Raw genomic sequence first — 289 nt, forward strand, 5'->3', positions numbered from 1 at the left:
GTATGCGCTGTCCAATGGGTTTGGCTTTGGCGGGGTGAATGCGAGTGTTTTGTTCAGGCGGTGGATTTAGCCCATAACGAAAAATGCCCTGGGCCAATAAGCACAGGGCATTTAATTACTTCACACCTTCACGACCCAAACTAACTCAGCGTGAGTAATTTTACTCAGTAAGCCTTGCCAGTCTTATAGAAGTGCTCAAAGCAGAAGTTGGTCGCATCGATGTAACCTTCCGCGCCACCGCAGTCGAAACGCTGGCCCTTGAACTTGTAGGCAATCACGCAACCGTCCT

At 49.8% G+C, this 289-nt stretch carries 1 pseudogene; it reads right to left on the reverse strand.

The window, feature by feature from the left end:
* Positions 1-164: 164 nt before the first annotated feature.
* Positions 165-289 (reverse strand): annotated as a pseudogene (locus NR126_RS28675) (UTP--glucose-1-phosphate uridylyltransferase); the annotation flags it as partial.

The sequence above is a fragment of the Pseudomonas sp. Pse1 genome (assembly GCF_024519635.1).
Taxonomy (GTDB): Bacteria; Pseudomonadota; Gammaproteobacteria; order Pseudomonadales; family Pseudomonadaceae; genus Aquipseudomonas.